Source organism: Yinghuangia sp. YIM S10712 (genome assembly GCF_051388935.1).
Classification (GTDB): domain Bacteria; phylum Actinomycetota; class Actinomycetes; order Streptomycetales; family Streptomycetaceae; genus Yinghuangia.
In genome coordinates this window covers 624,849-631,119 of the sequence record NZ_JBPKBI010000001.1, presented here as the reverse complement: position 1 = coordinate 631,119, position 6,271 = coordinate 624,849, and the positions used below count along the sequence as shown (strand labels likewise).

7 protein-coding genes are annotated in these 6,271 nt (G+C 70.2%); 4 read left to right on the top strand and 3 right to left on the bottom strand.

Annotated features, from left to right (window positions below):
• Nucleotides 1-50: 50 nt before the first annotated feature.
• Entirely contained in the window at nt 51-728 is a 678-nt protein-coding gene (locus ACRX5W_RS02960) for a winged helix-turn-helix transcriptional regulator (RefSeq protein WP_436786291.1), read from the bottom strand.
• A gap of 97 nt (nt 729-825) precedes the next feature.
• On the opposite strand from ACRX5W_RS02960, the gene ACRX5W_RS02955 reads away from it, so the two are divergent.
• Nucleotides 826-1,617 (top strand): class I SAM-dependent methyltransferase, encoded by a 792-nt coding sequence (locus tag ACRX5W_RS02955; protein WP_436786290.1) that lies wholly within the window; start codon nt 826-828, stop codon nt 1,615-1,617.
• Nucleotides 1,618-1,814: 197 nt separating this feature from the next.
• Here the strand turns inward: ACRX5W_RS02955 and ACRX5W_RS02950 are convergent, their stop codons facing one another.
• Nucleotides 1,815-2,447 (bottom strand): TetR/AcrR family transcriptional regulator, encoded by a 633-nt coding sequence (locus tag ACRX5W_RS02950; protein ID WP_436786289.1) that lies wholly within the window; start codon nt 2,445-2,447, stop codon nt 1,815-1,817.
• 140 nt (nt 2,448-2,587) lie between these two features.
• Here ACRX5W_RS02950 and ACRX5W_RS02945 point away from each other — a divergent pair, with 140 nt between their 5' ends.
• The 3 genes from ACRX5W_RS02945 (at nt 2,588) to ACRX5W_RS02935 (ending at nt 5,027) form a co-directional block, all read left to right on the top strand.
• Nucleotides 2,588-3,010 carry a nuclear transport factor 2 family protein gene (locus ACRX5W_RS02945; RefSeq protein ID WP_436786288.1) on the top strand — a complete coding sequence of 141 codons (423 nt, stop codon included), beginning with the start codon at nt 2,588-2,590 and terminating at the stop codon, nt 3,008-3,010.
• Nucleotides 3,007-3,849, top strand: a complete 843-nt coding sequence (locus tag ACRX5W_RS02940) for an SDR family oxidoreductase (protein WP_436786287.1) — start codon at nt 3,007-3,009, stop codon at nt 3,847-3,849. Before ACRX5W_RS02945 ends, ACRX5W_RS02940 begins: the two co-directional genes overlap by 4 nt.
• 155 nt (nt 3,850-4,004) lie before the next feature.
• Nucleotides 4,005-5,027 (top strand): NAD(P)H-dependent amine dehydrogenase family protein, encoded by a 1,023-nt coding sequence (locus tag ACRX5W_RS02935; protein ID WP_436786286.1) that lies wholly within the window; start codon nt 4,005-4,007, stop codon nt 5,025-5,027.
• 219 nt (nt 5,028-5,246) lie between these two features.
• Here ACRX5W_RS02935 and ACRX5W_RS02930 read toward each other — a convergent pair whose 3' ends face one another.
• Entirely contained in the window at nt 5,247-6,245 is a 999-nt protein-coding gene (locus ACRX5W_RS02930; RefSeq protein ID WP_436786285.1) for a polyprenyl synthetase family protein, read from the bottom strand.
• Nucleotides 6,246-6,271 lie beyond the last annotated feature (26 nt).

Below are 6,271 nucleotides of genomic sequence, written 5' to 3'. Positions count from 1 at the left end.
GTTCGCCGGTCATCCGGCGAACGCCCCTGCCCGCACGCTCGCTCACCCGACTACGCCTCGGACGAGCCTCCGCCCTCCCCACGCCACGCGAACCACCGCGGAAACCCGGCCGCCAGCCCCGGATCGCCGCTGATCCGCACCAGACCGCCGCGCATCGCCTGCCCGAGTCCGGCACGTCCCGCGACGACGCGGTGCAGTTCCACCGCATCGCCGTCCACCCACACGTCGACGTCGTAACCGGGATGCCGACGGCACGCACTCGCATCACCGGGCGCGAGAACAAGCCACCCGCGCTCATCGGTACCGGCGACCGGGCCCGCGCGCAGAACGAACTCGACGACCACGCGCCGCGCGGGCAGTTCGTCCGAGCGCACGAACTGCCGCAGCCGCCACAACAACCAGCCGGCGTCGAGTTGTTCGGGCCTGGGATCGCCGAAGAACCAGCGCCGCGCCCAGTCACCGAGCTGCCACACCAACGGCTCCAGCGCGGCCCCCGCCTCGGTGAGCCGGTAGGCGGGTCTCCCGTCGCGGTCCGTCTCGCGCGTCAGCAACCCGTGCGCCTGCATGCGGCGCAGGCGGGCGGCCAGAAGTGTCCGGCTCATACCCGGCAGACCGCGGTGCAGGTCGTTGAACCGGGATGCGCCCAGGAACAGCTCGCGCAGCACCAACAGCGTCCACCGGTCGCCCACGGCCTCGACGCCGGCGGACACCGGGCAGTACTCGATCACGCGGCCACGCTATCGGCCCGGTCCATTTTCTGTACCGCCCCGAACGGCGTGGGCGGACCACACTCGGAAGGGACACACGCCACGCGAACGGAGAGACATGAGCGGCACCACCGCCGAATCCACCTGGGCGCTGGGCGACTACCCCGAGATGGCCCGCCGCCTCCGGCCCGCCGCGGACACGGCAGTCGCCACCGCCGCCCTTGAACCGGGCACGACCCTCCTGGACGTCGGCTGCGGCACCGGCAACGCCGCCCTGGCCGCCGCGAGACTCGGCGCCACCGTCACCGGCGCCGACCCCACCGCGCGTCTGCTGTCCCTGGCCGCCGAACGTGCTCGCGGCGAGCGCCTGCCGATCACCTGGCTGCATGCCGACACCACCGGCCTGACCGGTGCTTTCGACCGCGTGGTCTCCGTCTTCGGCGCGATGTACGCCCCCGACCACCGCCAGGCCGCCGACGCGATGCTGCGCTGCTGCACACCCGGTGGGCGGATCGTCTCGGCCGCCTGGACCCCGGACGGCTTCATGGCCGCGGCCAACCGCGTCCTCGCCGCATACCTCCCGCCCCCGCCACCCGGCGCGCGACCTCCCAGCGAGTGGGGCGAACTTGCTTACCTGCAAGACCTGTTCGCCCCTCACCACATCACCGCGACCACCCGCGGCGTGCCGTTCCACTTCCCCTCCGCCCTCGAAGCCGCGGAGTTCTGGACCCGTACCGCCGGCCACCTCCAAGCCGAACGGCCCCGCATCGAGGCGCAAGGCACCTGGACGGCCCTCCACCACGACCTCGCCGCCCTCTTCACGGAACACAATCAGGCCTCGTCCGAACCCGACGACACCACCGTCCTCATCACGTCCGAGTACCTGCTGGCCACCATCACCCCGGCGTGAACTCGCCTGTGCGGCAGCCGCGGTGGCCACAAAACCCTTGGCACACCGACCGCGGCGCGAAGTACGGTGAGCACACGGCGCCCCCGGTGCGCAGGATGCGGCTGCTTCGACTGAAAAACGAAATCCGCGTCCGCCTTCGACCTCGGGGGCGTTTCGTGCGTCCGCGTGCCCCGCATCGCCCGGAGCCGATCGAGTATTCAGGCCGACGTCGCGTCAGGGGCCGCGTCGGCCGCGAGGCGACTGTGGCCGATGATCAGGGCGGTGATGTCGCGGGTGACGGTTTCGGTGAAGCTTCGGTCGCCGTATTCGCCCGCGGCCCAGTGGCGTGTGCCGGCTTCGAGAAGCGTTTGAGCGGTGCGGGCCAGGCCGAGGACGTCGATGTGGGAAGGGAGTTCGGCGTCGGCTTGGGCGCGTTCGAACAGGTCGAGGAAGAGGTAGCGGGAGGCGCGGTGCTCCTCGGCGCGGCCTTCGGCGAGGGCCCGGTGCTCGGCGCGGTGGCCTTCGAGCGTGGCCTCGACGAGTAGTTCGGGCGGGGTGCGGCGCATGGCCCGTTCCAAGGCGGCGAGGACGTCGTGGATCACCGTCGCAAGGTCGTACGGCCCCGCGGTCGCCTCGCGCACGGTGTGGCGGGCCTCGGCGGTGGACAGCACGCCCGCCTCGAACAGGGCGTCCTCCTTGCGCGGGAAGTAGAAGTAGAACAGCGCCTTGGAGACCCCGGCCGCCTGACAGATGTCCGCCACCGTGGTGTCCGCGAAACCCTTGGTCCGCCACAGCGCGGTCGCCGCCTGCAACAGCGCGCGCTTCGTCTCGCGGGAACGGGACTGTGCCAAGTTGGCACGTCGCTGACCTTGGTCAGCATTGCCGGACCGTCGGCCGCCTGATCGATCACGCTTCACACCGGCCAGGTTAGCCGGTTTCTTACGGACCAAGAATGTTGACCTGGGTCAGGATTGTGTCTACCTTCCCAGATGTGGACGACATAGAAGCCATCAAGCAACTGAAGGCCCGCTACTTCCGCACTTTGGACACCAAGGACTGGGACGGCATGCGCCGCGTCTTCACCGACGAGGCGACCGTCGACACGTCCGGCTCCGGCGGCCCCGTGATCACGGGCGCCGACGAGTTCATCGCGTTCGTACGCGAAACCCTGGGCGACCGCAGCACCGTGCACATCGGGCACATGCCGGAGATCGAACTGACCTCGGAGTCGACCGCGACCGGCATCTGGTCGATGCAGGACCTCGTGCAATGGCCCGACGGCCGCGACCTGCGCGGCTACGGCCATTACCACGAGACGTACGAGAAGACCGACGGGGTGTGGCGCATCGCGAGCAGCAGACTCACCCGCCTGCGCATGGACATCCGTCCCGCCGACGCCGCGGGTGCCTCGTGACCGCCGGCGGCGAGTGCGCGGTCGTCACCGGGGCCGCGTCCGGGTTCGGGCTCGGACTGGCGGCCGAATGCGCCGCGCGGGGCATGCGTGTCGCCCTCCTGGACCGCGACGGGGACCGCGTGGGGGCGGAGGCGGAGAAGCTCGCACACGAGTACGGCGTCGACGCCTTCGGGATGGCCGTCGACGTCGCGGACGACACCGCGGTCCGGGCGGCGGCCGACGCTGTCCGGGACCGTTTCGCCCGCACCGACCTCGTGGTGTCGAACGTCGGCGTGCAGTTGTTCGGCGCGGTCGAACGCCTCACCGACGCGGAATGGCAGTGGGTGCTCGACGTCAACGTTGTCGGATCCGCCCGTGTGGCCCGCGCGTTCCTTCCTCTTCTGCGCGAATCCCCCGCCGCCCGCCTGGCGTTCACCTCGTCCTCCGGGGTCCTGGCCCCCGCGAGCCGGATGGCGGCGTACCAGGCGAGCAAATTCGCCGTCCTCGGTCTGGCCGAAACCCTGCGCCTGGAACTGCGCGACGAGGACATCCGCGTCACGGTGGTCTTCCCGTCCGGCATGGTCTCCCGGCACCTGGAGACCAGCCAGGACGCCCAACCCGACCGACTGCGGCGGTCCATCGGCGAACCCGAGGACTTCGCCGCGATGCACGCCAGCAATCCCGGCCTCGCCGCGAGCGTCATCGATCCCCGGCAGGCGGCCGGGAACGTGATCGACGCGCTGCTGCGCGGCGACCGCTACGCCATCACCCACGGCGACCTCACGCAGGCCGTCACCGAACGGCACCAGGACATCCACCAAGCGGCGGTAGCCGCACGCGACGCGGCGAACGGCACCTGACGGGCCGGGAGGACGAAGGTCGCGCGCCACGGGCGGCCGGTGGGACCAACGCCCATGGATCGCGTCCCCTGGCGACACGGAACGACCAAACGGACGACGAGCAAGGCCGAACCGACGGAAGCGCCTGACCCAAACCCAAAAAAGGAGTCGTGCCAATGACCAGCGAGGTCTATCGCGTCGTGCAATGGGCTACCGGGGGTATCGGGAAGGCCTCCATCCGGCACCTGGTGGAAAACCCCTTCATGGAACTCGTCGGCGTGCTCGTGACGAATCCCGAAAAGGTCGGGAAGGACGTCGGGCAAATCGCGGGAATCGCCGACGTCGGACTTTCCGCGACGGACGACAAAGACGCGATAGTCGCACTGGAGGCCGACTGCGTCCACTTCGCTCCCCTGGTCCCGGACATCGACATGGTCTGCCGACTGCTGCGTTCCGGAAAAAACGTCATCTCCCCCCTGGGCCCGTTCTACCCGACGGAAGACTGCCGCGAGGATGTCGAGAAAATCGACGCGGCCGCCCGGGAGGGCGGGGTCTCCTTTCACGGCTCGGGGATCCACCCCGGCTACTCGGGCGACATCCTGCCGGTCACCCTCGCGAGGCTGACGGGTCGGATCGACCACGTACGCGTCTACGAGATCGCCGACTTCCTGGCCCATCCCTCGCCTTGGATGGAGCGCTTGGGCTTCGGGCAGGACCCCGGGGAACTGGCCGCGAACCCGAGGCGGTCACCCGACGCGATCGGCCATTTCGTACAGTCCATGGCCATGATCGCGGAAGGTCTCGGCAAGAAGATCGACGGCCTGACGGCGGAGACGAAATTCGCCGTCGCGACGAAGGACATCAAGCACGCGAACGGCGTCATTCCGGCCGGCACCGTCGCGGGCCAGCGCTACGAATGGACGGCCTCGGTGGACGGCAGGCCGCTCATCACGTTCTCCCAGATCTGGACCGTGGGACACGACGACATCGAACCCGACTGGGACTGCGGAAACGGCCGTTATCGCGTCATCGTCGAAGGCGAGCCGTCGTTGGAGCTGACACTCGACGGCAATGCCACCGGCCGCAATTGGACCGCCTTCGCGGGCCTGACCGCCATTCCGGCGGTCTGCGCCGCCGAACCCGGTTTCGTCACGCACTTCGACCTGGGCGTCGTGCGACCGCGCGGCCTGGTTCGCTGAACAACGCCGCACCACTCGGTCCGCAATATCGGGGCCGCACGCCGGGCCCGGCGGCCCTCCCACCGTCCACAGCCGCGCCCGGACCCGGATCATGCGTGGTGGACCCGGGGCGGGACGAAAAGCGCCGTCCACAGCCGCGCCCGGCCCGGATCACGCGGGGTGAGGCACGCGAGACGAAAAGCACCGTCCACGGTCGCGTGTCCGCTCAGCCCGGACGGGTCAGCAGCTTCGTTCGACCACCAGTTCGCACAGGGACGACAGCGCCGTCTTCGCCGGGCAGTCCGGAAGCGGGGTGAGGACCTCGCGCGCCTCGTCGGCGTAGCGGCGGGTGTCGGCACGGGCCCGCGTGAGGGCGGGGTGGGCGCGCAAGAGGGTGAGGGCCTCGGCGTGTCGCTCGTCGTCGGTGAGGGGGGACGACAGGAGGGCGAGCAGGTGGGCGTCGCCGGGCCCCGGGGCGGCGCGCAGGTGAAGCACGGGAAGGGTGGGGACGCCCTCGCGGAGGTCCGTGCCCGGGGTCTTGCCCGACTCGGTGGAGTCGCTGGCGATGTCGAGGACGTCGTCGGCGAGTTGGAAGGCGACACCGATGCGCTCGCCGTACCGCGTGAGAATTTCGACCACCTGTTCGTCCGCGCCGGCGAACATCGCGCCGAACTGGCCCGAAGTGGCGATCAGGGAGCCGGTCTTGTCGGCGATGACCGAGAGGTAGTGCTCCACGGGGTCGTCGCCCTCGCCGGGGCCGACCGTCTCGCGGATCTGGCCGGTGACCAGGCGGGCGAATGCGCGGGCCTGGATGCGTACGGCCTCGTCGCCGAGGTCGGCGACGATCTCGGACGCCCTGGCGAAGAGGAAATCGCCGGTGAGGATCGCAACCGAGTTGTCCCAGCGGGCGTTTGCGCTGGGGGCGCCGCGGCGCAGCGCGGCCTCGTCCATGACGTCGTCGTGGTAGAGCGTGGCCAGGTGGGTGAGTTCGCAGACGACGGCCGCGGGGACGACGCCGGGCGCCTGCGGGTCGCCGAACTGTGCGGCGAGGAGCGTCAGCAGGGGGCGAAAGCGCTTGCCGCCGGCCTCGACGAGGTGGCGCGAAGTCTGGGTGAGGTACGGGAATTCGCTCTTGGTGGCGGCGATCAGCTCCTGCTCGACCGCCGCCATCCCGGCTCGGATCTCCGCGTCGAGTTCACCGTCATGGACGCTCAGCCCGAAGGGCCCCACGATCGTCATGCCGGTGCGCTCCTTGTGTTTGCGCA

Excerpts from the sequence above, each read along its gene's own strand:
- ACRX5W_RS02930 (WP_436786285.1), bottom strand. The coding sequence starts at position 6,245 with ATGACGATCGTGGGGCCCTTCGGGCTGAGCGTCCATGACGGTGAACTC.
- ACRX5W_RS02935 (WP_436786286.1), top strand. The coding sequence starts at position 4,005 with ATGACCAGCGAGGTCTATCGCGTCGTGCAATGGGCTACCGGGGGTATC.
- ACRX5W_RS02955 (WP_436786290.1), top strand. The coding sequence starts at position 826 with ATGAGCGGCACCACCGCCGAATCCACCTGGGCGCTGGGCGACTACCCC.